Below are 23,542 nucleotides of genomic sequence, written 5' to 3'. Positions count from 1 at the left end.
CGTCTAGAGCACTATCGCCCCTCCATCTGCCCTCGGCTCCGACGCTGCTATGAGCGCTTCTCCAGAGCGGAGCACTATCTGGCCTTTACCAAAAAACTCGACGCCTCCAGTGACTTTGACCGCGTGACCGCGATCGCTCAACCCGCTAGTGACGAAGCGGGGAACGGTTTGTTCTAGCAGTACAGTGTTCCCCTCCAGGAAGCGCCATCGAGGGGCGTCCAGGGCGGCCTGGGGATTGAGGTGATAGTCGGTCATATTGACGACGACCTGCACATGTCCCTGGGGTTGCATGGGTGCCCCCATAACACCAAACGGGCCAACGGGTTGCCCATCTCGCGTAAGAAAGCCAGGGATGATGGTGTGGAAGGGACGCTTGCCCGGCGCAAATTGGTTGGGATGATTGGCCATCAGGGTAAAACCAGAGCCACGGTTGTGTAGCGCAATGCCAGTGCCCGGAACGAGAATGCCGCTACCAAAGCCCTCAAAGTTGGATTGAATGAGCGACACCATGAGTTCGCCATCGGCGGCAGCCAGGTAGACAGTGCCACCTTTGGGCAGACCGGGGTTTGCCAGGGGAATCGCGGTGTCTTGAATCAGGGCACGGCGATCGCTGGCATAACCCTTATCCAACATCTGCTCGACCGATATGGCCATGTGAGTGGGGTCGGCCACATGGCGATACACATCGGCAAAGGCAAGCTTCATAGCTTCAATTTGCAGGTGGAAGCTTTCGATGGAGTCTCGGGGGTATCGGGCCAGGTCAAATCCCTCAAGAATATTCAAGGCCATCAAAGCGGCAATGCCCTGGCCGTTGGGGGGAATTTCCCAAACCGTGAGATCACGATAGGTGGTGCTAATGGGATCAACCCAATCAGGTTGATGGTTAGCGTAGTCTTCGAGAGTGAGGAAGCCACCTGTATCGGCAGCAAATTGGGTGATTTTTTCAGCCAGTTTGCCCTGATAGAAACTCTCGCCCCCTGTTTCAGCCAGTTCCCGTAGGGTTGCGGCATGGCCTGGGCTACGCCAAATTTCCCCTGCTCTGGGTGCGCGATCGCCCGCAAAAAACACCTGCTTAAACGCTTCAAACTCCTGACCTTGCAGCGACAGAAATAGCGGCTCGGCCCGCTTCCAGGCACGAGCCGTTTCGGGGGAAACGGGGTAGCCTTCCTCAGCGAACCGAATGGCGGGTTCAAACAATTTCTCAAACGGCAACTTGCCCCACCGCTCCCATAAAGCACGCCAGCTGGAGATAGCGCCTGATACGGTCACGGGTAGCCAGCCGTACAATGGCACCTGAGAGTGTTCTTCAAAAGCAGCTAGGGAGAGATTCTGAGCACTTTTCCCGGAGGCATTCAGGCCATGAAGCGCTCCATCCCAGACGATGGCAAAGGCGTCAGAGCCAATGCCATTGGAGGTGGGTTCGACGACAGTGAGGGCGATCGCCATGGCCACCGCTGCATCCACGGCATTGCCCCCGGCACAAATCATTTCGAGCCCGGCTGTCGTGGCCAGAGGTTGGCTAGTAGCCAGGGCGCAGCGCTTCCCCATCACCACTCGCCGCCCTGATGGATAGGGGTACACTGTCAAGTTTTCAACGTTCACGACACAACCCTCCAAGCAACCGTCCAATCATTTCACGGCACTTGCGATTTCGCTATGGTTTGCACGTTTAATTCATGCTGTCGCTGGCCAAAGGAACCAAAATTCCCTCATACCGTTTTTTATGAAGCTGCACAGAATAGTGTGGGACGCTATGCGTCCCACACTATTCTGTGCAGCTTCACATTGATTGGGTATCAGTACAGGGCAATAGCAAAAAAATCTGAGTTTTACAGGTAACAAAGCACCGACTTACGCTTTTTCGTAGTGGACTGGCGTAAGCCTGGGGTTTGTTTGAAAGCCATTTTTTCGTGCGCTTTGTCCCCGAAAAAATGACTTTCAAACAGATGCCTGTAACTCGCTAGAGTAGAGCGTGGTCTGTTTTGAGAAATTCGTCATGGTTGGGGTTTTGTATGGGGTTGGTGCTGGGCCAGGGGATCCTGAACTGATTACGGTCAAGGGACTGCGGTTGTTGCAACAGGCTCCGGTGGTGGCCTTTCCGGCAGGGTTACATGGAAAGCCAGGGGTTGCCCAGCAGATCGTTGCACCCTGGATTCAGCCAGGGCAGCAAGAGTTACCCCTGGAATTTCCCTATGTTCAAGAGGACGATGTGTTAGAGCATGCCTGGAAAACGGCTGCGGAAACCGTTTGGGATTTTTTACGTCTGGGAAAGGATGTGGTGTTTGTGTCAGAAGGGGATGTGAGTTTTTACAGCACCTTCACCTATCTGGCGCAGACCTTGCAACAGTTCCACCCAGAAGCACAGGTGGAAACGGTGCCTGGGATTTCATCTCCCATGGCGGCGGCAGCAGCACTGGGAGTTCCTCTAACCGTGCGATCGCAACGCCTCACCATCCTCCCGGCCCTCTACACTGTTGCAGATTTGGAAACGGCGATCGCCCACTCCGAGGTTATTGTTCTAATGAAGGTAAGCTCAGTTTACGAACAGGTGTGGCAGGTGTTGCAACGGCATCAGCTCTTGCAATCTAGCTATGTGGTCGAACGAGCCACACAGCCCAACCAGGTAATTTATGCAGATTTGAGCGATCGCCCCCACTTGAAACTGCCGTATTTCTCCCTGCTGATTGTGCAGGTGGCTTGAAGTAGAGACAGAGGGTACGAAATAAGCGAACTATGCAAGGTCATCAGTACAATGAACTCTTTTGCAGGGCGAAGTTTTCGAGGAAGTTCTCGCCCCCAGCAGAATTAAGTTGCTCGAAGGCTTCATCCCGAAAGTTCCTCGAACCCCCTGCTTCTCCACTCCCCTGCTATCCTTTGTAAAGATCGACCCGTATCTTTGACGGCTATGACCTACACGGACACATCCCACTCCTCCCTATACTCGCGCCCCCTATGGAACGACCCTATGTTTTGGGGGGTTGTGGGTTCGCTGGGATTCCATGTGTTGTTTTGGGCGGTGGCGCCGTTTCTACCAGCAAGCGATCGCCGCAGCGAGTCAGAAATTCAGCGGCCCGTCGAGTTGGTCGAGCTATCCCCGGCCGAGAAAGAGCGCCTGCCTGACTTTCTAACCAATGACGTGCCCCTGCCTGAAGTGGCTCCTTCATCCTCACTGCCGGTTCCTCAAAATACGCCCCTAACGCAGGGACCAGGCCGTCCCCAGGTGCGCTTCTCGCCCATTTTGCCGCCATTTTTTGTACCGCCGCCACCGCCTGAGGTGTCTTCCTCCTATCGCCCCAGTTTCCGCCAACCAACACGCGTGCAGATTCCGGATCGAACGGCTGCCCGACCTCCAGCATCCCCTCCGGCCAGTCCTCCAGCATCTCCTCCGGCCAGTCCTCCAGCATCCCCTCCGGCATCCCCTCCAGCTAGTCCACCCTCCAGCCCTCCTGCCAATTCAGCTCAGCAGCCACCAACGGGGGAAACTCCGGCTAATCCACCGGATAATCCGTCTCAACCCGCTACTAATAGCGGGCGGCCTCGCTTCAATCGACCAAACTATACACGCCAAACCCCATCTTCTCAACTGGCTACTGCTCGGCGGGCTCAAGCAGAACAGCCAGAGCTCTTCGCATACAACGGAACGGGTACTACCGCTAATGAACGAACTCAGGCGGATGTGGACTGGTTAACAGAGTCACTCACTCTAGTGGGTGAGGATTACGACCCCAGCATCTATGATCCGGACAGCGAAGATTTTCCGCTGGTTGAAATTGCTGCTCCTTACCCTGAAGAAGCGTGTATTCAACGGTTGGAGGGTACAGCCATTGTTGGGTTAGTGGTTGGGCCTGACGGTAAGCCTCTGGAGGAGTCTACACCAGCGATTATTCAGAGTTCAGGTTACGGGTTTTTGAATGAGCAAGCCAAGCAAATTGCTCAGGATCACAACTTTGAGGCAAAAGATAAACGCCTTGCCTATCGAGTCGTCGTCACCTTTACACCTGATCCGGATGTTTGCGAGCCCTACTTGGAAAGGTTAGAAAATGGGCCATCCAATAATGCCCCGAGTGATGCTGGCTAGGGCGTGTTTTAAGGCTGGTTCAAAGGGACGGTTTTTCGTGCGCGAAGCACGTGTGGAAACAACGACCTTTAAAGCAGTTCCTGGTATTTTCCTGGTTCTAGACCGTTAAACCTAAAGTTTGACGTTGAGAGCAGATTTGGATTTGCGATCCCAAAAAAATTCCGTTCTTGTAGCGGGAATATAGGAAGGTAGAACGTGTTTTAGAAGTGCCTGAAGGAGTTGTTTTTGCGTGTACAAAACGCACGGAAAAATACCCCTTTAAAACAGGCCCTAGTGTAGAGTGATAGGGTTGATCTGGGAAGGCCTGTAACAGGGTCAGGGTAGGAATGAGTGGCACATGGGTGAGGCTAAATTTCAGAATAGGCGATTCCCGGGACGACAAAACCGATCGCCTGCTGCAACGGTCAGTCGTCGGCGGATACCCGCTATTAGGCGAAAGAAGAGCCGTAGAATTCAATGGCTGCTCAAAGTTTTTCTCATATTGATAGTGTGCGGTTTGGCCTATTGGCAGGTGCGCTCCTGGGTATTGAAGCCTCAAGCCATTTTGGTGCTGGGAGGTTCTCCCGATCGCGAAGCCTATGCTGCAGAATTTGCTCAGGCTCATCCCGACTTGCCCATCTGGGTTTCCTCCGGTAGCCCCGAAGAGTATTCCACCTGGCTCTTCACTGAAGAGTATGGTATTGATCTCGAACGGCTTCACCTGGACTATCGGGCTGTGGATACCGTCACGAACTTCACCAGCCTAGTGGATGAATTTGATATGCAGAATATCCACAGCTTGTACTTGGTGACGTCCGACTACCACATGCGGCGAGCCCAAGTAATTGGCACCATTGTGTTCGGCAGCCGTGGTATTGAATTTCAACCGTTGCCCGTACCCACTGAGAAGCCCTCTGAGCCCTGGAACAAGGTGGCCCGAGATGCTGCGCGATCGCTGCTCTGGGTTGCTACCGGTCATACAGGGGCATCCTTAGGACATCGCTACCGGGCCGGTCAACTACAGGCTCCCAAAATTCACAAATAAATTCGTAGCTATGTTGGGGGGGAGTGCTTTACACCTCCCCCTGTTCGAATTTGTAGATATGTTGGACGAGGAAAGCGCTTTGCACTCCTCTTCTTCGAATTCGTAACTACGTTGGAGAGGGGGAGCGCTAAGCACTCCCCCTCTTTGAATTAGATTTGATATCAATGTGGAATGGTCAAGCTCGATTCAGCCAGCTCGACTTGATTAGGCAACGTCTTGAATTAGCACATAAGGCTGTAAGATCAGCGCATTGAAGCGCTTACCGGGAGACTTACTCCAAACATGAAGTTGATCGCGTGTGGGTTTAACCAGCAAGCGCTCATCAATCCATCGTTGTACATGAGTGGTGTTATCACTGGCGATCGCTACGCCTACATCTAGCAGATCGAGTTGGGAAGAAACCATGACCAGTGCATCGCGCTCCGCATGGGGTGCGAGCCAATCCCATTCTGCTTCGCCCATTCGGCCTGCCAGTTCTGCCTGCAAATCTTGCATCCGCCCAAAACCTATTTTTCGGATATCCACAAAATATCTTACCGTTTGCACTGTTTCCCACAGTCCTGCCCAGGACAGAAAAGTAAGACTTTATGGAAACGTCCAAATTTTGTAAATCCTGGCATAAGTTGCAGCATGTTTCTGTTCTGTGGACGAGGCAGATGGTGTATGCCTCACCCATAAAACGGGTTTTGGTGGTCGAGCCGGTAAGAACTCACGCTTTTTCAAGGTAAACAAAAAAGCTCATTGACAGACCACTGTTATTTGAACGTGCGCAAGCGCACGTTCAAATAATAAATCTGAGTTCGGGTTAAGGGTGTTTTCGAGTGCCGCGCGTTGCGCGGCACTCGAAAACACTCATTTTGGTGTGCGAGAGCGCACACCAAAATGAGCACTTCAGCTTATCCCGAACTGAGGTTGATAAAAACAGGTTCTAGTTTGATATTAGAGGGCAAAGTCTTGGTCGAAGGCTTGTCGAGTCATAGGCTGGGAAACCATAGCCCCTTCGCCACCTAAAGTTTCTAGGGGTGTTCCGTTCACGGAGATCCAGACATTCGCATTGGGGTCGAGAGTGGTGGCCGTGTATATGACCTGCCCCAGACGGCCCACCATAGACGCACTGCCACCGCCAGTGGTAAACGCCTGGTTTAAATCGACATGGATTCCATCGGGACGAATCTCCAGAGAATTAATGCGAGTTTCGGCTGGAATAGTGGAGGCAACGCTTGCTTGAGAGGTTGTCTCTGGCCCTTTCAGGAGATGGTCAAACGACTGTTGAAGCAAAGCCTCAGGAGGTTGATTCGCCTCGATAGAAATGGGTGATGGTACGACCTCCAGATGGGTGCCCGTGTCTTTCACCCAGTAAACTGACACCGATCGCATCTCAGCCCTGGCAGCAGAACCCGAGGAAGCGGTATCGGACTGAGTAGGAGATTGAACAACGGGTTCCTTACCGACATCAGATGCACCCGTGGGGTCCGCAGGCATGACCGTTTCAGTGTCCGGAGGGGTAACGGTAGCTTTACGGGTGCTGAGGGTTTGCCATGTCCACCACGCGGTTGCACTGCCCGTTGCCACGACTACGGCAGCCAGAGTTGTCACAGCACCCAGGGGTAATCTGGAGCGAAATTGGCGTTTTGGAGAGGATTCGAGCGAATGATGCTGAAGTGGTTCGTCGTTCATATAGTTCTCCTCAGGTTGAAATGCAACCAGGAAGACTCAGCTACCCAATGGGGCGACAGGGGTGGCGGGGTCTTGAGTTTGTGACTACAACAGCACCCCACATATTTCCGGAAGCCCAACGTTGTTTGAAAAGAAGGACTGAATTTCTAGGGCGCTAGATGTATTAGAAGCCCGTGTCTGCTAAGCCTATTCAAGGGGTGTTACGTTCGGGTGCAACCCTGACCCAGGCGGCGATCGCGACCTGATCGTCTTCTACCTCTAATTGTAGCAACCGTACCAAAATCTCCTCGCCCCCCAGCGTCTGCAGATCTACTACGCCCCCCTGCGTTAAGGCCTGTAGCAACTCAGCAGGTACCGCTACCCCTTCCACCGACACAGCCGGGTCAATTAAGCGCACCCTTCGGCTTCCATCAATGGCAAAGCCCGACTCCAATTCAATCGGGATCTGTCGCCGATTGCGGCGTTCTTGAAGGGTAACTTGAAACCGCAGGCGATCGCCTCTGCCATCCCCCTGGGAATCGCCCTCTAAAAGCTGAATCTGAGGATTGAGCAGCGTGTAGCGCTCCATCCCGATTGAGGCCGCACCCGGCACCTGCACACTGGCATCCTCCAGCCACTCGGTAACGACCGGAGACTGCAATGCTTGATTCAAATCTTCTTCTGTTAGCACGAGTTGGATACCCGCCTCCAGGGGTCCCTTCAGCTCCACGGTGCCATCCCGCAACTCCCCTGGATCAAGAGCTACGCCCTCGGCTTCCAGGTTCAGTTCTTCAATTCGGACCCCTTCCAAAGGCACGATCCCTTCTCCGGCCACCCGCACCCGCTGCACCCGTCCCTGTGCCAGCCGATAGCTAGGAGCATTGTCAATGCGCACATCCAGGTCTTCGGCAGACTCCAGCCGCTGGCGTAGGGCGTCTGCTGCCAGGCGATCGGCTACAAATCCCACCGGAGAGACCAGGCCCATCAAAGTGATTAGAAGCAGGGTCAGAAATTCCATAAACAGACTTAGCAAGAGAGACGTAGGGCAAGTCTAGCATTTGGTTATGAGAGGCTCTGCTCTCCCACCCACGGGTTGCAATAGACTTCCATGAACTGTTTTTTGAGGTTCTAGAAGGTTGGGCAACTTCGCTGCACAACAGTCCTAATGAAGCCAGAAATCCAAAGAAACAACAGCAATTCTCATTATGAGCTTCAAATCCGAGAGTTCGTGCCCTACGGGCACGAACTCTCGGATTTGAAGTCGGAAAACCGCTCGCCCTAGGCGAGCGGTTTTCCGACTGGATTCCAAAATGAGAATTGCTGAAGAAACAACGTGTGCTGTGCTTTCGGATTTACCTCTGATTTGCGCTCCTGATCACCAAGATGGGGTATGAGTGGAAGACGTTCCGTTTCACCTAGCCATCTCTGCATGAATTCCTCGACACTGCCCACCATTCCCACCTGCGCCTGGTCTCGTCCCATTGGCCTGGGTTGGGAGAAGCCCTATACCGTTCGCTACGCCAGCAACCTGGACGATGGGCCATTTCACGGGATGCCCCTGGGTGGTTTTGGGGCTGGGTGTATCGGGCGATCGCACCGAGGTGACTTTAACCTCTGGCACATTGACGCTGGGGAGCATGTATTCAAATCCATTCCGGCCTGTCAGTTCAGTATTTTCGAGCAGGGGGGCGATCGCACCCAGGCTTACGCGCTCAGCACGGAAGCCGCTGAGGATGGTTCCCTCGCCAGTTGGAATTGGTACCCTGCGACAACGTCAGCCGGGGTTGTTGCAAAGACTGAGGATCAGGGGGATGGCACTGGGATGTACCAGGCACTCTATCCTCGCAGCTGGTTCACCTATGAAAAGGTGCTTCAGGCTCAGGTGACCTGCGAGCAGTTTTCGCCCATCCTGCCTCACAATTATCAGGAAACCAGCTACCCGCTCGCCATATTTTTGTGGACAGCTCACAACCCCACAGACCAACCCCTGACCCTTAGTCTTGCCCTCACCTGGCAAAACTTGGTGGGCTGGTTTACGAACACGCTGGCCGCTCCCGAAGTGCGTGTGCGGGATGATGGCAGCCCAGTTTACGAGTACCAACCGCCTCTAGGAGACAGCACGGGCAACTTTACGGAATGGGTGCAGGACGGGCCACTCGTGGGCTGTGTTATGCGTCGTCGCCGCCTGGATGGGCAGGAGGTCAAAGAGGGTGAGGGAGAGTGGGCGATCGCGACCCATCTTCATCCCACTGACGAACTGTTTTACCACACCCGCTGGAACCCGGCCGGGGATGGGGCAGAGCTGTGGCGACCCTTCTCTCAGGATGGCTCTCTACCCAACGTTCATGACGCTACACCCGCAGGAGAAGGGGAGCAGGTCGGGTGTGCGATCGCCCTCCGCTTTACCCTGGCCCCAGGTGAAACCCGCCAGATTCCCTTTGTGCTGTCCTGGGATTTTCCGGTCATGGAGTTTGCCAAGGGGGTGACTTACTTTCGGCGATATACCGACTTCTTTGAACGGAATGGCGAGAATAGCTGGGCGATCGCCCGTCTGGGGCTGGTTCACTGGCAGGATTGGCAGCAGCAAATTCAGCAATGGCAACAGCCTATTTTGAGCCGTACTGACTTATCGGACACGTTCAAGATGGGCCTGTTCAACGAGTTGTATGACCTGACCGATGGTGCAACCTTGTGGAGTGCCGCCAGCGATCGCGACCCAGTCGGCCAATTCGCTGTGGTGGAATGCCTGGACTACCGCTGGTACGAAAGCCTGGATGTGCGCCTCTATGGTTCTTTCGCGCTCCTGCATCTGTTTCCCGAGTTGGAAAAGGCGGTGATGCGAGCCTTTGCTCGCTCGATTCCCGCAGAGGATGCCCGCCTGCGCAAAATCGGCTACTACTTCACCCAGGGGCAAGAGAGCCCCGATGTGCCCCGCAAGGTTGCCAACGCGACTCCTCACGACTTGGGGGCTCCGAACGAGCACCCCTGGGAGCGGACCAACTACACCAGCTACCAGGACTGCAACCTTTGGAAAGACCTGGGCAGTGACTTTGTGCTGCTGGTCTACCGCGATTTTGTGATGACGGGGGGGAGCGATCGCGCTTTCTTACAGGAGTGCTGGCCCGCTATCGTCGCGGCTCTGGATTACCTCAAAAGCTTTGACCTGGATGGTGATGGCATCCCTGAAAACTCCGGTGCGCCAGATCAGACCTTTGATGATTGGCGCATGCAGGGGATTAGTGCCTACTGTGGTGGGCTGTGGATTGCAGCCCTGGAAACCGCGATCGCCATTGCGAAGGAATTGGACTCTGAGCCTGCCGAGATGAGCCGTTGGAAGGACTGGCTGGCCCAATCCCGCGCGATTTATCACGATGCCCTCTGGAATGGCTCCTACTATCGTTTGGATACGGGCAGTGGCTCCGATGTGGTGATGGCAGATCAGCTCTGCGGTCAGTTCTACGCGCGCCTGCTGAATCTGCCCCATGTAGTGCCTGAGGATTGTGCGCGATCGGCCCTCAAGACGGTGTATGACACTTGCTTCCTCAAATTTCATGGAGGCCAGTTTGGGGCAGCCAATGGCTTGCGACCGGACGGTTCTCCGGTGAATCCCAATGACACCCACCCCCTGGAGGTTTGGACGGGCATTAACTTCGGTTTGGCGGCGTTCCTTATTCAGATGGGCTTGCGGGATGAGGGCATGCGGTTGACAGAAACCGTGGTGCAGCAGGTGTATGATAACGGGCTTCAGTTCCGTACCCCAGAGGCGATTACGTCGGTCGGAACGTTTCGAGCCAGCCACTACCTGCGGGCGATGGCCATCTGGGCGGTATATGAACTGTGGGGAGCCGGATAGCGGTGGGAAAGGCGTTGGCGATCGCCCGGAAATGAAAGGGTCAATTTTTCGGGTGCGACGCGTACGAAAAAATACCCTTTAAAGCAGACCCTGAAGCAGGCCCTGGCAAAATCCGGTGCAGACTGCTCAGAATCGTAGAATAAAAAGTGGGTAACCCCCTGGGTTTAAGAGTGGCAACTGTCTGCCGACGAAGGGGATACCTCCTGGCCCATCGTCTTGCTACCCCTACTGTTGCCATGTATCTGACGGAGCGCGATCGCGACACCATCCGCCAACTCATTACCCAACAACTGGATGCCTTCCAGCGGGATGATGCCGCCGCCGCCTTTGCCTTTGCCAGCCCCAGTATTCAGGCCCAGTTTGGTGATCCTGAGACCTTCATGAAAATGGTCAAGACGGCCTACGTGGCCGTTTACCGCCCTCGCTCGGTGCTATTTGAGGGCATTGTGGATATGGAAGGTCTACCCGCCCAAACAGTGGTGCTGATGTCGCCGCATGGTCAAATTGTGCGTGCTATTTACATCATGCAGCGGCAGCCAGACGGCGACTGGCGCATTCATGGCTGCATGTTGGAGCCGTTTGGCAATGGGGTAGAGTAATTTTCTTGTTTTTTATTGCTGTTGATGGGGAATCGATTCCCCTATCAAGAGTATGGAATTCTCAAGTTAAATGATGAAGGCGATCGCATCCCCCACAACTAGCGCTATCATTCGCCCATAGCAAGCGATAGGGTAGGACGCACTTGGCGCAGCGACAGAAGACGAAAACACCAATGGCAGCCACAAGGCGCTCTCCTCGGGTGCTGGTCGTACTCAATGGCAAAGGCGGGGTGGGCAAAACCACCACATCGGTCAACCTGGCTGCTAGTTTGGCTGAGAATCACCGGGTTTTGCTGGTTGATTCTGACCCGCAAAAATCGGCAACCTGGTGGTTTGAGCGCCGCTCTAAAGACCTGGGGTTTGACCTGGCCCAGGAAACAGATCCAGTTTTGCTTCAGGAATTGCGGCAACTGTCAGATTATTCTGTTGTGGTAGTAGATACTCCGCCGGCCTTAGCATCGGATGCGATAAGGACGGTGGTTCCTGCCGCCGACTATCTGGTATTGCCCACTCCCCCGGCCCCGATGGATTTGACGGCATTGATCGAAACCGTGCGAGAAGCCGTCATTCCCACCGGAGTTAGTTATCGGGTCTTGCTAACACGGGTCGATCCCCGTAGCCTGGGAGAAGCCCTGGAGGCACAAAAGACTCTAATGGAGTTAGGTATCCCGGCCTGCCATGCCTTTGTACGTGCCTATAAAGCCCATGAACGGGCTGCCCTGGATGGGATGTCAGTGTTGCAATGGCGTGGTAAAAATGCACGGGAAGCCGAAGCCGACTACCGGCGGGTAGCAGAAGAAATTCAGCGAGATTGGAGGGACTAATGGCAACGCGAAAACGACTGTCGGATCTTCTGCGGGAGGAAGCGCAGCGACCCGGCAATGAGGAGGATACAACGGAAAAACCCCCGGCTAAGCCTGCAGCTAGCCGGTCTAAGGCCAAGGGAATGGCCCGACCCGCTGCATCCAAGTCTGCCGCCAAGCCAGAGGCGACCCCTGAAGCTCCTCCGGCAGAGCAAGATGGTCACGGCGAGGTTGCTGCGCTGCAGGAAACCCTCGCGGATCTTCAGTCGAAACTGGAGGAAGCCCAGACCCAGGAAGGTATTCTGCAACGCCAGATTGAAACGCTGCAAAAGGATTTATCGGAACGGGACGCCACTGTCCAGAAGCTCCAGGCAGATCTGCGGAGTTCCGACCAGCTGCGCAAAGAGCTGGAGGATGCCAAACAAATGATTCGGGGATTGACGGAGCAACGACAGGCCGAAGAAACCGCCCGTAAAGCCGCTCCCCCTGCCCCCCCGGCTGCGCCGCCCGCGCCCTTAGCACAGCAGCCACCGGCTGCTCCCCCAGCACCAGCCGAGCCGCCTCCAGGGACGCTGCGACGGCAAGTTCAGGTCAGTGCTTCAACCGAGTTATGGCGTGTCTTGCAGCACCCGGTTGCAATTGAAATTCCCTCCACTCAGCTCAGCAATGATGACATTGGCTGGGTCGATTAGCAGTCTGTTAAGGATTTTTTGAGGGTCATTGAGCCCTCAAAAAATCTTTGATTTTAACGTTTGAGTGTCGAGTTTTTGGCACTTAAAATTTGGCAAGGTAACCCTATGCTGCAATTTCAACCGCCCGGGTTTGAGCAGGGGGCGATCGCCACTACCCTCGGCGTCATGGCCTGCTATCGCAATACGGGGGCACTCTGGCATCCACCCCAGAGTGCCCCAACACTTGTGTTTCTCCATAGCCTGGGAGGCGGATCTTCGGCCTACGAGTGGTCGAAATTTTATCCGGCGCTGGCAAATCGCTTTCCCATCTGCGCACCAGATTTGGTTGGTTGGGGTCAATCAACCCATTTGCAGCGCGACTACCAACCTGAAGACTATTTCCTGCAACTAACGGAATTGCTGGAGTCCGTTGCCTCAGAGCCACCCATTGTTTTTGCCACGTCCCTAACTGGGGGGTTGGCGATACGACTTGCCATCCGGCGACCCGAGTTATTTCGGCAGCTCATTCTGGTATGCCCGTCAGGCTTCAGCGACTTTGGTGAAAGCTATGCTCAAAACATGGCGGCTCAGTTGGCGCGTACCCCTGGACTCAACCAGGCCATTTACTCCCTGGGAGCCGCGAACGAACTGGCAATCCGCAACTTTATGGAGCGGTTTCTCTTTGCCCGCACCGATCGCATTACCCCTGAAATGGTCGCAGCTTATCTGGCCTCTGCACAGCAACTCAATGCCGAATACAGTGCCCTGGCTTCTCTACGGGGAGACCTGTGCTTTGATCTGGCCCGCTATATGCCCGATCTAACGGTACCAACAGTTCTGGTATGGGGTGAACGGGCCTGGTTCTCAACCCTACCCCAGGGGCAACGGCTGGCGGCGTTGAATCCGAAGACGATTCAAGGTTTCTGTACGATCGCCCAATCCGGTGTTCTCCCCCATTTAGAGACCCCTGAGTTAGTCCTCTCAGCTGTCCAGCCCTATTTGCCTTAAAACCTGCTGTAACCGCTACAGTTTCGTGTCCTTCAGACAAACACATCAACAGTTTACAGCGGAGGGAACTGAGCATCTCCCATCTGCTTCTGCCCTGACAAAAATAGCGATCGCTATACAATGGCAGTTACAAATGGCTCATCCACCCGTATTATTCCTATGCTCGTAGTTTGTACTAAAACTTAAAACCTGGTGCTGTCATCATTTTGTGCTGGCAAGACTGGGTTTTAGGGTTCTTGTGCAAATCATGAGTGTGGCTTGACTGCTTGTGCTCTCCTCTGGTTGCTCCTATGACCAACGGTAACGGTAACGGTAACACTCCCACCTCCCCAGAAAATCGCTTAAACCGCTTTGACACGCAATTGTGGCACCGCTTTGTGGCGATCGCCCAACCCTATTGGTATCCCACCGAGCGCAATGGCGGAAAGGTGTTCTTTGTCCTCATTGCACTTTTGATTCTGTTCCTATTCGCGACTCTAGCCATTGTTGTGGCCGCGATTACCTTGTTGTTGCAGCTGCTCTTCCCAGAGTTTATGGGACAAACGGCCGGGGGGATGGTTAGCATTAGTCGCGGGATCTTTAGCCCACCATTTATCTTTGTGGTGTTGGCCGGGCTTCTAATTCCAGCACTCGGATTTTTTGCCGCTCGGGGAAACGTGTTACCCCGCTGGAAGCAGTGGGCCTTTCTCGTGTTGCTGTTGGCATTGTCCCTCTCCGTTAGTGGCATGAACGTGATGATCAGCTATGTGGGGAACTACTTCACCACAGCGCTGTCAGAACGAGATGCCCCTACCTTCTGGCGATTTTTTATTGTCTATGCCGGGGTTTTTGCGATTGCCACTCCCTTTGTTGTCTACTACCAGTACACAGAGGGCTTGCTTGGGCTACGCTGGCGGGATTGGATGACGGGTAAGTTTTTGGGGCGTTACTTCGCCGATCGCGCCTACTATGACATCAACAGCAACAGTGAAATCGATAACCCAGACCAGCGGATTTCTCAGGATATTCGCGCCTTTACAGAAAACAGTCTGTCGTTTTTCCTGATCTTCCTGGGGGCGTTCATCGACGTCTTGTCGTTTACCGGAATCCTGCTATCAAAATCTGGTTTTCTGGCGATTTTCCTGGTAGGCTACGCCATTTTTGGTACAGGCGTCATTGCCGTTTTAGGACGTCGGCTAATTGCCCTGAACTTCAATCAGCTCAGGAAAGAGGCCGACTTCCGTTATGGACTGGTGCATGTTCGGGATAATGCTGAATCCATCGCCTTTTACCAGGGTGAGGATCAAGAAGTTGGACAACTACGACGGCGCTTTGTTGAAGTTCTACGGAACTACAATTTCCTGATCGGTTGGCAGCGAAATTTGGCCTTCTTCCGTACTCCCTATCGTTACGCCACTTACATTCTGCCGTCTATTATTCTGGCTCCCAAATACTTTGCAGGCGAGATTCAGTTCGGGGATATTAGTCAGGCGAACTTTGCTTTTGCCCAAATTTTTGAAGCCTTTGCCCTAGTGGTGACACAAATCAACCGGCTCAGCGAATTTGCGGCTGGGGTTAACCGTCTAGAAACCTTTGCTGTAGTACTCAACGAGCAAGAAGAGGAGCGCGCAGATACCACAGCGGAAATTCAAACCGTAGAGGACGATCGAATTGCATTGGAAGGGGTTACTCTACTAACCCCCCGTAGCCAGCGAATGCTAGTGCAGAACTTAAGCGCCACGCTACAGGCGGGCCAGGGTCTTGTGATCGTTGGCCCCAGCGGAGCGGGGAAGAGTTCCCTGTTGCGGGCGATCGCTGGGCTTTGGAACAGTGGAGATGGACGCATTGTACGGCCTGGTCTCACGGAGATGATGTTCCTACCCCAACGGCCCTACATGCTACTGGGAACTCTACGTGATCAGTTGCTGTATCCGAATCTGGTGGATGCCACCGTGAATAACGATGACTTCCATGCAGCACTGCAACAGGTTAACTTAAAGGATTTACCCGACCGAGTCGGGGGTTTTGATGTGGAACTGGACTGGGCAACCGTCCTTTCTCTAGGAGAACAACAACGGCTTGCGTTTGCCCGTTTACTCTTAACTAATCCTCGTTATGCGGTACTGGATGAAGCGACCAGCGCTCTAGATCTAGGTAATGAACAACGGCTCTATGATCAGTTGAAGAGTAAGGATACAACCTTTATCAGTGTCGGCCATCGGCCAAGCTTACTCAAATATCACAATTATGTGTTGGAGCTACACGGCGATGGTACCTGGAAGATGTCACCTTTAGAGAACTATCAAGTGGATGCCAATGTATTTTCCTGAACGGCGTTGATGCAGCGATTGGATGCCAGAAAATACCTGGAAGCGTGATTAGCAGAGGAAGTTTACTTTTCTTCTGCGGGAGCAGCAACCTGGTTAATGAAAATGGCACAAGCAGCACCATAACCGGCAAACAGGAGAAGTGCGACGAACATACGAGACTCCTTAGTCAAATGTGTTAGAAGGGAACGTTTTCGATAAGAGCTAAACACTGCTCTTACCTTCACCTTAGGAGCTTACCCAAAGATCGACATCACCCGATTAGGGGTACCTACGGAGCGGTGGATCGACCTCAAGAAGTATTAAGCTTGTCAGGCAATGATCCCCGGCTCCTGTCATCTGCCTTTTGATAGATGGAGATTTAACAAAACTTAACTTTAGACGGAGTTCCTATCAGCATTTATGCTCCAAAACGTCGCAAAATCAGGCTTCTTGGTGGGTATAAAGACCTATTAAGTCTGGTTAAAATTTTCTGGCAAGCTCATCGTTAACGGTTACTCTTTCGAGAGATAGACTAATGCCTTCATCACAAAGTATTAGTCTGTTGCATAAATTTATGGTTGAGCTTGTTGGTTATATCTAAAGCCTGTGGATGGGGTGTGATAGGAAGGGGCACTTCTGCCCCTTCCATCACACCCCATCCACAGGTCTGAACCCCAGGAAATTGAATTTGGTTGCAGCAAAAGGAGAGTGTGGAGGATAATTCTAAACTCTCCTGTTGCTACAACCGCTGGGTATTGCAATCATGAGTAGGACTGACGCAAGTTCACCATACGTAGAGCATTTTTGTTGTGTGGGGTGGGCGACGCCCACCCCACACAACAAAAATGCGTAAGCTTTGATGAGGTGAAATGGTTCATTTCGCATGGTGCATTTACCGACGCACCTTTCGTCAGCCATTGCAGACCCATCATGGGGTATGGCGGGAACGGCAGGGCATTGTGATACGGCTAGAAGATGAAAACGGTCGAGTTGGTTTTGGTGAAATTGCTCCGTTGCCCTGGTTTGGCAGCGAAACATTAGAGGACGCAGAAACGCTTTGTCGCGGTCTGGGCGATCGCCTCTCCCCTCCCACGCTTGCGGCTATTCCCAGTACCCATCCTGCCTGTCAGTTTGGCCTGGCGATCGCCTGGGAAACGCTGTGTCATCCCCTTGAGCTGGTTCCATCGTCACTTCCCTGTGCATTGTTACCTACTGGACTAGCAGCCTTCACGGCCTGGCAACCCTATTGGGAAAGCGATTACCGCACCTTTAAGTGGAAGATTGGTGTGGCTCCTGTAGTGGAGGAAATTGCAACCTTGAGAAACTTGCTGGCTGAGCTGCCCCAAGAGGCTAGCCTCCGTTTGGATGCGAATGGAGGCTTGTCTCTGGAAGAGGCTGAGCAGTGGCTTGATGCTTGTGCTGACTACCCCCAAATTGAATTTTTAGAGCAGCCGCTCTCGGCCCATCAGGTAGAGGCGATGCAGAAATTGGGCGATCGCTTTCCCACCCCCATTGCCTTGGATGAGTCTGTGGCGACCCTGGCTGACCTGAAGCGTTATTATCACCAGGGCTGGCGTGGGGTATTTGTGGTGAAGGCAGCGATCGCTGGCTTCCCGCAGGATTTACAAACTTTTTGCCAGAAGCACCGTCCTGCTGTGGTACTATCCTCCGTGTTCGAAACGGCGATCGCTCACCAATATCTCACCCATCGCCTTTTGCCGAACCTCCCTTACCCCCAGCGCGTTCCCGGCCTGGGTACCCAGCGCTGGTTCCCCAACGACGGGTTCCACAGCTCCGACCCCGCAACCCTATGGCATCGCCTCTCCTCCAACACGCCCTAGACCGCGATTGGCTCATCGGCCTCGACCCAAATCACTTTAGAACGCAGTTTCACAAACGACTGGTGGAACTGACCGCGCTCCCTACTTCCAGCTCCATCCTCCTGGCCGAAGCGGATTCTGCTGCTTTCCTCGCCAGCTTTCTTGCCACCGTTGCGGCCCACCATACCGCTATCCTGGGTAACCCTCACTGGTCCCCTCGGGAATGGGAGCAGGCGCTTGACCTCACCCGCCCCACCCATACGCTGACTGACACCTCTGTTCCTGCACTGCCGCACCCCCTTGCCCCCTTACTACTTCCGACTCCCCACATCCTGATTCCTACGGGCGGCACTTCTGGACAAATCCGCTTTGCCACGCACACCTGGAGCACCCTTGGCGCTTCTGTTTGGGGCTTTCAACAATTCTTCGAATGCTCGCCTATTCACTCCTGCTGCGTGTTGCCCCTTTACCATGTCAGCGGGTTGATGCAGGTACTGCGATCGCTCCTTACCCAGGGCACCCTCGCTATTCATCCCTTCAAATCTTTGGAAGCTGGTGTGCTGCCAACCTTTGACCCAGCAGGTTTTTTCCTATCTCTGGTGCCGACCCAATTACAACGGTTGATTCAGCGACCTGAAACGATTTCCTGGCTCCAGCAGTTTGGCACGATTCTCCTGGGTGGTGCCCCGCCCTGGCCGGCACTCCTAGAACAGGCTCACCATCATGGGCTTCGCCTTGCTCCTACCTATGGCATGACGGAAACGGCCTCCCAGGTTGCTACTCAAAAGCCCGACGATTTCTTGTTGCATAAAAGTGGGTATCAAATTCTTCCTCACGCTCAGATAACGCTTGAGTCGGGGATTGTTCACATCCAAGCGAAGTCCCTCGCTCTTGGATATTTCCCCAAATCTTTCAAAAACGGTGAGGCTTTCAAAACGGATGATGTTGGTTGTATAGATGAGGTTGGGCGCTTACACTTGAGGGGACGCGCCAGCGACAAAATTATTACGGGTGGCGAGAATGTATTTCCAGCTGAAGTGGAAGCGGCTATTCGTGCAACGGGATTAGTCGAGGATGTAGCAGTGATAGGGGTCGGCGATCGCCATTGGGGTGAAGCAATTACAGCCATCTATGTTCCCGCCCCTTCCACGGTCACCCCAACCCAAATCCTTGCCTCTCTTGCCCCTCACCTCAGCCGCTTCAAACACCCAAAACATTGGATTCCTGTACTAACCCTGCCCCGCACCCCTCAGGGGAAACTCAATCGCGCTGCTCTTGAGGCGATCGCCCAACGACACATAGAAGGGAAGCAAGAATCCCAGTTAAGCAAATAGGCTGGTCACTCCAAACTGATATGAAGCTGCCATTCTGAGCAGTTTTCACATAAAAAACCTCAGTTCGGGATAAGCTGCAGTGCTCATTTTGGCGTGCGCAAAGCGCACGCCAAAATGAGCATTTTCGAGTGCCGCGAAACGCGCGGCACTCGAAAACGCCCTTAACCCGAACTCAGGTTAAAAACGGTGTCACTTCAATTTGAGATAACCAAAGTACCCCTTTTTACATGCTCTTCACACCCTATCTCTAGATTTACAGCAATTCTCATTTTGAAATCCAAACCGAAAATAGCCCGCCTTCGGCGGGCTATTTTCGAGCTTCAAAGCTGAGAGTTCGTGCCCTTCGGGCACGAACTCTCAGCTTTGAAGCTCATACTGAGAATTGCTGCTAGATTTAGGACACTACCCATTTCCCCTATATGACGCTAATCTATTCGTTAGACTGGAAAAGAACGTTTAAGCACAACCGATTATGGCTCTGATTGCGAATTCCCTGGCGTATTTTCTTCAGATTTACTTTGTTCTGATTATCATTCGGGTTCTGCTGAGCTGGTTCCCGAATATTAACTGGTACAGCCAACCCTTCACCACTCTGAGCCAGTTGGTTGACCCCTACCTTAATCTATTCCGTCGTGTCATCCCCCCAATTGGGGGTATTGACTTGTCTCCCATCCTGGCAATTTTTGTTCTGCAGTTCCTAACTCAGGCTGTTGCTTCCGCAGCGGCTATGACTGCCTACACGTCCTATTGATAGATGTCTGAAGACAGGAGCGGATGGTGAGCCAAAGCTGGCTAGAATCGCTGCTATTGTCTTTGCCAGGTTTCGCTATTACCGTATAGATAAGCAGATAAGTTAGGGTATTCCATACCTGATTTATCTGCTTATTTGCTGTTTGGTTGCCACTATACTTACGTTCAACTTTGTTGCACTATAGCGGTATTCAAGTTGATTAAGTACAGAAGGGAATGTGTGGCACCACACACTCCCTTCTGTACTTAATCAACTCACACAGTGCTGTATAGCCTTCTCTATTTTGGTGTTGCTGAATGAGGGCTATGAGTGGAATGGAAAACTACGGTTTCTCATTCTATTTTATCCCTCCCTCATGTCTCCTCTCAGCAACAAGCTATCTTTGAATTTTCGGGTTGCTTGGGTGGATGATATGAGTACGTTTTTCAGAAGTTTTAGCTGCTGCCATAAGCCAATAGTGAATTTTGGCTGGGCAGAAGCTGATCCTGTTACTGCAATCAGCCCTCGACGAATGGCTTCCTGCCAACAATCTTCCATGGAGTAACTATGGTTACTGCCCAAGAGTGCTGCATCGTACTCTTCCATCAGAATGTCGTCAGGCAGGTAAAACAGGTCAGACATGGGGCCAAAGCGGCCTTCTGCAGCATATTGCGCTTTCAAGCTATCGATGGTAGACCTGGAGATCATCATAAGTAGGATCAGGGAGTTGCTGATCTAAGATTAGATTCTCGTGATGAAATAGCTGTGAAATGGCTTTTATTTGCATTCTTCAGCTGAGCGACTCTTTCGTAAATACCCTCAGTTCAGAATAGGCTGAAGCGTGCATTTTTATATGCGAAGTCCACTCGAAAACGCCCTTCATGTGAACTCAGGTCAACTAAAATTCGTGCTTGTGTTGAAAGGCCATCGTGCAGCTAGCCTTCAACAGATTTGATATTAGAACCTATACCCCTTTCCCATCTAACCGGGCACAAGAAGGGGTGTGGAACTTTGTCCCATACCCCTCCCTCAGGCCTTATTAGATTGGAAAATGCTGTATTACTGAATTGTAAATTTAATGTCGTCGGCACTTTCTGCTAGTTTTTGATCATTGCTGTTGTAAGCTTCAACGACCCAACGATAAGTACCTTTTGGTAAAAGCTGATCAAGCGCAAAGCTTGTACCCTCAACACGCTCATTGATGTAATTGGCAGTGACACTAACATCTTCGGGATAGATGCTAAATCGGTAATAGGCGGCATCAGGGTATGCATCCCAGCGTAGTTCTAAATTCTGAGCGCTAACCTTTGCAGCAGCAGCAGGATTCACCAGCTTCAAATCAACCTTGAAAAGGTTTGTGGGATCAATAAAGAGGGTTTTATCAGCGGTAACATTGTACTCAGTTGCACTAATGCCTGCTACTCCCGTTGTTGCAAAGATATAGGAATCTGTATTGAAAACACGTGTTAATAGAGCTTGGTACGTCCTTGGCTCTACGTTTTTAACGACATAGTAGCCATCTTTGCCAGTTTTAGCTGTATAGCTTTTCCCATCACAGCCGCCAACGAATTGATTGAAGGTTTCACATAGTTTGACCTCGATATTCTCAACAAGTTTTTCATTGTAGAAGACTTGCCCCTGTACATTTCCTGTCCCGATTGCAGGCTTCACTTTTTCAACCTGTTCGTTAGCAGCGGCACTTACACTGGGGGATGAATCGCCGGCATCTGCTTGAGAGCCCGTACTATTATTGCAACTTACCAACGTCATAGTTGCTGCGATACAAACACAGGCAGCTAAATACTTTACGACCATCAAATTGCTAATCTTTTTCATAGCTGAACTAACAAACAATCACAACAGATTCTTGAGCGGGTACATCCCACTTTTGCAGATTGAAAACCCAGTTTTGTTAATGTGGCGGGCGAAGCCCGCCACATTAACAAAACTGGGATGCACCCTTCTTGAGCGGACACTAAAGTAGACAGAATAGATCCGCAAGGTCTCCGATTTTATCTGCTATATCTTAATAATTTTCTTCTGCTTAATTACATTTAACGCTGTCGTTATAGGTGAGGTGCCACGTTTGAATATGAGCGCCTACTTGTAGCATTTCTAACTAATTTATGAAATTGATTTTGAAAGATGAAGTGGGCGCAAGAAAATACTGGTAATTATAAGTAGCTCAGCCTATTTAAATATAAAACCCAAAAAAATATGCCGTTTGTGAAGCAGAGAGCATAGCCTTTGGGTCTTATATTTAATTACAATCACCTACTTCTTAAGAACTGGCTTGAAAAGCGCCGGAAATAGTTTTAGATAAGAACACTAGGCAGATTAAATATATAAATTGCATAGCCGCTCGCTAGAGTACGTAATACTGTCTTTAAAGCAATTTTGGGTACTCTGACTGCCTTAAGCTCTACTGCTGTTTCGATAATGGAAATCTTTTTTATTTGGCTATAGCCATTTTGTAGAAAGACTGCTTCAGGATGGTCGGCAGTAAACTTAAAAGTTGTTCCCACATCTGCAATCTTTTTATGAAATGATTTACTGAATTTTTCGAAAAAGTTCCTACTCATAAGATCACAAATAAGCTTATGTGTTGGAAAGAGGCGGCGTAATATTTGAAGCGATTGATCGATTGCTTCCTCCTCTAAGTACATTAAAACGCCTTCTATGACGACCACCACTGAATTATTATTTAAGAATGGGGAAAGTTTCTCTTCGAGCGATTCGCTTGAAAAGTCTATGGAGATGCGGTGAAGCTCATTCTCGCAATTTGAAGCAGGTAGGCGCTCATTCTTGTACGCAATTACTTGCGGTTCATCGAGTTCTATCCAGGTGCCCCCTTGAATTCGGTAAGCACGGCTATCAAATCCTGCGCCAATAATCACAATGTGTAGATTAGGATTTGCGAGAAGTTCTTGACGTAAGAAATCATCAATAATGCGGTGTCGAGTGGCGTTGGAGGCATTGGGAGCTGTTTCGTCTTTAAAGGCTTCGAAAATTTTTAATCCATCTTCATTCATAAAGGCTTCAGCATAGATGTCACCGCATATAGGATTATTATGTTTAGCATCTTGCATTCGTACGCCACAACAATAAAAGGCTGTCTTTGAAATTGGTTTCATAGCTTCTCGGTTCTGTTTTCACTAGTAGTACTCGATGACTTAACTTTGCCTATATTTGAAGATGGGATGCGGAGTACTCTCCATCTTCAAATATGAGTTAATTGCCATTACGTAGTATTAGCGCCAATCGTCTAATACAAAAACGTCCGGGCGGTTGTAACCAGGGTCATTGGGCTTGTGCATAACTAAACCTACAATTTCCGTACGAAAACGTCGAGCGACCATTTTGGAATAGGCTACATCACGATTGGTATTTACTCCAGCAACAAGACGCGGCATGGATCGAGTAGCTTCATAAACTTCACATGAATTGAGTAACTGTTCAAATTGTTCGCCAGCCTGTTTTCCTGGGTGTACTGCTCCAAACTTGATGTAACACGCATCGCTACCTGCTTCGCTGGATGCTCCACACTGACAAATAGCAAAACCTACTAGTGGGTCATTTGACTCGAATATCGCCATTTTTTATAGGCGGCTGTCAAGATAGTAGGGAACCCTTGGGTGCCCTGCTATGACCCGTCGCCAAAAACATCCCCTGCGTGAT

The 23,542-nt window shown here is 51.8% G+C and carries 20 protein-coding genes; 12 read left to right on the top strand and 8 right to left on the bottom strand.

Annotated features, from left to right (window positions below):
- Positions 1–3 precede the first annotated feature (3 nt).
- Complete coding sequence (locus NDI52_RS29290) at positions 4–1,602, bottom strand: gamma-glutamyltransferase family protein (RefSeq protein ID WP_347280005.1); 1,599 nt, start codon at positions 1,600–1,602, stop codon at positions 4–6.
- Positions 1,603–1,996: 394 nt separating this feature from the next.
- Between NDI52_RS29290 and NDI52_RS29285 the strand changes: the two genes are divergently transcribed.
- From NDI52_RS29285 to NDI52_RS29275, 3 genes are all read left to right on the top strand, one after another.
- Positions 1,997–2,701, top strand: coding sequence for a precorrin-2 C(20)-methyltransferase (locus NDI52_RS29285; protein ID WP_190789217.1), 705 nt, complete (start codon positions 1,997–1,999; stop codon positions 2,699–2,701).
- Between the two features lie 204 nt (positions 2,702–2,905).
- Entirely contained in the window at positions 2,906–4,078 is a 1,173-nt protein-coding gene (locus tag NDI52_RS29280; protein ID WP_190775848.1) for a TonB family protein, read from the top strand.
- Positions 4,079–4,415: 337 nt separating this feature from the next.
- On the top strand, positions 4,416–5,102 hold the full coding sequence (locus NDI52_RS29275; protein WP_190775849.1) for a YdcF family protein: 687 nt from the start codon (positions 4,416–4,418) through the stop codon (positions 5,100–5,102).
- A gap of 204 nt (positions 5,103–5,306) precedes the next feature.
- On the opposite strand, the gene NDI52_RS29270 is transcribed toward NDI52_RS29275, so the two are convergent.
- The 3 genes from NDI52_RS29270 to NDI52_RS29260 form a co-directional block, all read right to left on the bottom strand.
- Complete coding sequence (locus NDI52_RS29270; protein ID WP_190775866.1) at positions 5,307–5,597, bottom strand: DUF2288 domain-containing protein; 291 nt, start codon at positions 5,595–5,597, stop codon at positions 5,307–5,309.
- 444 nt (positions 5,598–6,041) lie between these two features.
- Positions 6,042–6,779 (bottom strand): GerMN domain-containing protein, encoded by a 738-nt coding sequence (locus tag NDI52_RS29265; protein WP_190775850.1) that lies wholly within the window; start codon positions 6,777–6,779, stop codon positions 6,042–6,044.
- Between the two features lie 190 nt (positions 6,780–6,969).
- Positions 6,970–7,776, bottom strand: coding sequence for a DUF2993 domain-containing protein (locus NDI52_RS29260; RefSeq protein WP_190775851.1), 807 nt, complete (start codon positions 7,774–7,776; stop codon positions 6,970–6,972).
- Positions 7,777–8,187: 411 nt separating this feature from the next.
- Between NDI52_RS29260 and NDI52_RS29255 the strand changes: the two genes are divergently transcribed.
- The 9 genes from NDI52_RS29255 (at position 8,188) to NDI52_RS29215 (ending at position 19,885) form a co-directional block, all read left to right on the top strand.
- A complete protein-coding gene (locus tag NDI52_RS29255) occupies positions 8,188–10,611 on the top strand; it encodes a GH116 family glycosyl hydrolase (protein WP_190775852.1) in 2,424 nt (807 codons plus the stop codon).
- Positions 10,612–10,781: 170 nt separating this feature from the next.
- Positions 10,782–11,210, top strand: a complete 429-nt coding sequence (locus tag NDI52_RS29250) for a DUF4864 domain-containing protein (protein WP_348254113.1) — start codon at positions 10,782–10,784, stop codon at positions 11,208–11,210.
- A gap of 173 nt (positions 11,211–11,383) precedes the next feature.
- Complete coding sequence (locus NDI52_RS29245; protein WP_190775853.1) at positions 11,384–12,034, top strand: ParA family protein; 651 nt, start codon at positions 11,384–11,386, stop codon at positions 12,032–12,034.
- Positions 12,034–12,705 (top strand): hypothetical protein, encoded by a 672-nt coding sequence (locus tag NDI52_RS29240; RefSeq protein WP_190775854.1) that lies wholly within the window; start codon positions 12,034–12,036, stop codon positions 12,703–12,705. Before NDI52_RS29245 ends, NDI52_RS29240 begins: the two co-directional genes overlap by 1 nt.
- A gap of 105 nt (positions 12,706–12,810) precedes the next feature.
- Positions 12,811–13,692, top strand: coding sequence for an alpha/beta hydrolase (locus tag NDI52_RS29235; RefSeq protein ID WP_190775855.1), 882 nt, complete (start codon positions 12,811–12,813; stop codon positions 13,690–13,692).
- Positions 13,693–13,982: 290 nt separating this feature from the next.
- Positions 13,983–16,001, top strand: coding sequence for an ABC transporter ATP-binding protein/permease (locus NDI52_RS29230; protein ID WP_190775856.1), 2,019 nt, complete (start codon positions 13,983–13,985; stop codon positions 15,999–16,001).
- A gap of 848 nt (positions 16,002–16,849) precedes the next feature.
- Positions 16,850–17,821, top strand: coding sequence for an o-succinylbenzoate synthase (locus NDI52_RS29225; RefSeq protein ID WP_190775857.1), 972 nt, complete (start codon positions 16,850–16,852; stop codon positions 17,819–17,821).
- On the top strand, positions 17,791–19,134 hold the full coding sequence (locus NDI52_RS29220) for a 2-succinylbenzoate--CoA ligase (protein WP_190775858.1): 1,344 nt from the start codon (positions 17,791–17,793) through the stop codon (positions 19,132–19,134). The genes NDI52_RS29225 and NDI52_RS29220 overlap by 31 nt, the downstream gene beginning before the upstream one ends.
- Positions 19,135–19,606: 472 nt before the next feature.
- On the top strand, positions 19,607–19,885 hold the full coding sequence (locus NDI52_RS29215; RefSeq protein WP_190775859.1) for a YggT family protein: 279 nt from the start codon (positions 19,607–19,609) through the stop codon (positions 19,883–19,885).
- Positions 19,886–20,227: 342 nt separating this feature from the next.
- Here the strand turns inward: NDI52_RS29215 and NDI52_RS29210 are convergent, their stop codons facing one another.
- From NDI52_RS29210 to NDI52_RS29195, 4 genes are all read right to left on the bottom strand, one after another.
- Positions 20,228–20,575 (bottom strand): hypothetical protein, encoded by a 348-nt coding sequence (locus NDI52_RS29210; protein ID WP_190775860.1) that lies wholly within the window; start codon positions 20,573–20,575, stop codon positions 20,228–20,230.
- Positions 20,576–20,923: 348 nt separating this feature from the next.
- The gene (locus tag NDI52_RS29205; protein WP_190775861.1) at positions 20,924–21,700 is read right to left on the bottom strand and encodes a hypothetical protein; all 777 of its coding nucleotides are present in this window, start codon (positions 21,698–21,700) and stop codon (positions 20,924–20,926) included.
- A gap of 479 nt (positions 21,701–22,179) precedes the next feature.
- Positions 22,180–22,998, bottom strand: a complete 819-nt coding sequence (locus NDI52_RS29200) for an SAM-dependent methyltransferase (protein ID WP_190775862.1) — start codon at positions 22,996–22,998, stop codon at positions 22,180–22,182.
- A gap of 117 nt (positions 22,999–23,115) precedes the next feature.
- A complete protein-coding gene (locus tag NDI52_RS29195) occupies positions 23,116–23,277 on the bottom strand; it encodes a hypothetical protein (RefSeq protein WP_199307603.1) in 162 nt (53 codons plus the stop codon).
- Positions 23,278–23,542 lie beyond the last annotated feature (265 nt).

The organism is Leptolyngbya sp. PL-A3, assembly GCF_039962325.1.
GTDB lineage: Bacteria > Cyanobacteriota > Cyanobacteriia > Elainellales > Elainellaceae > Vacuolonema.
This window is presented reverse-complemented; position numbering and strand designations above follow the sequence as displayed.

Excerpts from the sequence above, each read along its gene's own strand:
- NDI52_RS29285 (WP_190789217.1), top strand. The coding sequence starts at position 1,997 with ATGGTTGGGGTTTTGTATGGGGTTGGTGCTGGGCCAGGGGATCCTGAA.
- NDI52_RS29280 (WP_190775848.1), top strand. The coding sequence starts at position 2,906 with ATGACCTACACGGACACATCCCACTCCTCCCTATACTCGCGCCCCCTA.
- NDI52_RS29275 (WP_190775849.1), top strand. The coding sequence starts at position 4,416 with ATGGGTGAGGCTAAATTTCAGAATAGGCGATTCCCGGGACGACAAAAC.
- NDI52_RS29270 (WP_190775866.1), bottom strand. The coding sequence starts at position 5,597 with ATGCAAGATTTGCAGGCAGAACTGGCAGGCCGAATGGGCGAAGCAGAA.
- NDI52_RS29265 (WP_190775850.1), bottom strand. The coding sequence starts at position 6,779 with ATGAACGACGAACCACTTCAGCATCATTCGCTCGAATCCTCTCCAAAA.
- NDI52_RS29260 (WP_190775851.1), bottom strand. The coding sequence starts at position 7,776 with ATGGAATTTCTGACCCTGCTTCTAATCACTTTGATGGGCCTGGTCTCT.
- NDI52_RS29255 (WP_190775852.1), top strand. The coding sequence starts at position 8,188 with ATGAATTCCTCGACACTGCCCACCATTCCCACCTGCGCCTGGTCTCGT.
- NDI52_RS29245 (WP_190775853.1), top strand. The coding sequence starts at position 11,384 with ATGGCAGCCACAAGGCGCTCTCCTCGGGTGCTGGTCGTACTCAATGGC.
- NDI52_RS29240 (WP_190775854.1), top strand. The coding sequence starts at position 12,034 with ATGGCAACGCGAAAACGACTGTCGGATCTTCTGCGGGAGGAAGCGCAG.
- NDI52_RS29235 (WP_190775855.1), top strand. The coding sequence starts at position 12,811 with ATGCTGCAATTTCAACCGCCCGGGTTTGAGCAGGGGGCGATCGCCACT.
- NDI52_RS29230 (WP_190775856.1), top strand. The coding sequence starts at position 13,983 with ATGACCAACGGTAACGGTAACGGTAACACTCCCACCTCCCCAGAAAAT.
- NDI52_RS29225 (WP_190775857.1), top strand. The coding sequence starts at position 16,850 with ATGGTTCATTTCGCATGGTGCATTTACCGACGCACCTTTCGTCAGCCA.
- NDI52_RS29220 (WP_190775858.1), top strand. The coding sequence starts at position 17,791 with ATGGCATCGCCTCTCCTCCAACACGCCCTAGACCGCGATTGGCTCATC.
- NDI52_RS29215 (WP_190775859.1), top strand. The coding sequence starts at position 19,607 with ATGGCTCTGATTGCGAATTCCCTGGCGTATTTTCTTCAGATTTACTTT.
- NDI52_RS29210 (WP_190775860.1), bottom strand. The coding sequence starts at position 20,575 with ATGATGATCTCCAGGTCTACCATCGATAGCTTGAAAGCGCAATATGCT.
- NDI52_RS29205 (WP_190775861.1), bottom strand. The coding sequence starts at position 21,700 with ATGAAAAAGATTAGCAATTTGATGGTCGTAAAGTATTTAGCTGCCTGT.
- NDI52_RS29200 (WP_190775862.1), bottom strand. The coding sequence starts at position 22,998 with ATGAAACCAATTTCAAAGACAGCCTTTTATTGTTGTGGCGTACGAATG.
- NDI52_RS29195 (WP_199307603.1), bottom strand. The coding sequence starts at position 23,277 with ATGCCGCGTCTTGTTGCTGGAGTAAATACCAATCGTGATGTAGCCTAT.